This window comes from Nguyenibacter vanlangensis (assembly GCF_013376155.1).
Classification (GTDB): Bacteria; Pseudomonadota; Alphaproteobacteria; order Acetobacterales; family Acetobacteraceae; genus Gluconacetobacter; species Gluconacetobacter vanlangensis.
In genome coordinates, this window is the sequence record NZ_JABXXP010000699.1 from 1 (window position 1) to 1,418 (window position 1,418).

General features: G+C 69.6%; 2 protein-coding genes and 1 pseudogene. All 3 read right to left on the reverse strand.

Annotation, left to right across the window (positions count from 1 at the left end; translation table 11 throughout):
* Positions 1-286 (reverse strand): annotated as a pseudogene (locus tag HUK84_RS18165) (hypothetical protein); the annotation flags it as partial.
* Between the two features lie 2 nt (positions 287-288).
* Positions 289-1,110 carry a creatininase family protein gene (locus HUK84_RS18170; RefSeq protein ID WP_176641492.1) on the reverse strand — a complete coding sequence of 274 codons (822 nt, stop codon included), beginning with the start codon at positions 1,108-1,110 and terminating at the stop codon, positions 289-291.
* Positions 1,111-1,153: 43 nt separating this feature from the next.
* Positions 1,154-1,418 (reverse strand): cytochrome c (locus HUK84_RS18175; RefSeq protein ID WP_218064453.1); only part of this gene is annotated, 265 nt, incomplete at its 5' end.

The window sequence follows — 1,418 nt, forward strand, 5'->3', positions numbered from 1 at the left end:
CCTGGCCGTAATTGCCGGTGCCGCCGCCGCGCGCGGTCAGGAAGATGCCGCTCTGCCGTGCCGCGCGGGCGATGGCCAGCAGATCGTGCTCGGTGCGCGGGGTGACGACGCAATCGGCCTGGAGCCCGTCGAGCTGTTCGCGCAGGATGGGGCTGTACCAGTAGAAATCGCGGCTTTTGCGCCGGATCGTCGCGGGATCGGTGCTGGCCGGCACGTCGCCGACCAGCGCGAGGAATCGGTCCGTCGCCTGGTTCATCGCGCTATGGTTCATCGCGCCATGGTTCATCGCTAGATCCCCAGATCGTCGCTGGGCGGGCGGATGCGGTCGAGCGGATAGCGCGCGATTTCGGCCAGCAATTCCAGGAATCCCGCCACCTGGCGTTCGGCGATCAGGCGGCCCTTTTCCGCCGTGGCGTTCGCCGCGTTTCCGGCGGCGCCGGAGGGGTGCAGATCCTGGGTGTGCCAGCCGAACCCCACCCTGCCCTCGGCCTCGAGCCAGCGGAAATCCTTTGCCATTTCCTGTGGCCAGGGCACGAAATTTCCGGCGCGCGCCATGTCCACCAGGTCGGGGCGCAGATGGAGCATCAGCGAGGTTTCGACATCGCCGCCATGGATACCGAAGCGCAGCTCGTCGGCGTCGAACAGGCCGTCGGGCACGCCGAAGCGGCCCCAGCCGACGGTGACGACGAACATCTGGTGCGTCCGCCGCAATTCGCGCGCGACGATATCGAGGATCTGCGGCTGGCCGCCATGGGAGTTCAGCAGCACCAGGCGGCGCACGCCGGCGCGGGCCACGCTGGCGCCCAGGTCGAGCAGCACCGATGTCAGGGTCTGCGCCGACAGGGTCAGGGTGCCGGGATAGGCGATATGTTCGTCGCTCTTGCCGACCGCCTGCATGGGCAGGGCGGTGACGGGCAGGTGGTCCGGCGCGCGCGCCAGCGCCAGGTCGAGCAGCCCGCGATTGATGCAGGCATCGACATAGACCGGCAGATGCGGCCCGTGCTGTTCGATGGCCGCCACCGGCAGGATCGCCACCGTGTGCGGCGACAGCGCGCGGAATTCGCGCGATTTCATATCCTGCCAGAGGCGGCGCGGCATCATGTCCGGCATGCGGTCAAACCCTTCCGTGATTCCTGCCCCGTTTTCGCGCGCGTCATGGCGCGGCGCGGGGAGCGACGAGCTGCAGATAGGCCCATAGGGCGGCGATTCCGTCGTCGCCGATGAGATCGGGGGGAAAGCCCGCCATGGCCTGGGCGGGCCAGTGCCGGACCGCGCGCGGGTCGCGGACCAGGGCATGGAAGCCGGCCGGGGTCAGATAGGCGGTGACGTTCATCGGTCGGCCCAGGTCCGGGCCCTTGGTGCCCCGGCCGATGCCGTCCAGCCGGTGGCAGGGCAGGCAGTCGCCCGCGAAGAGCGCG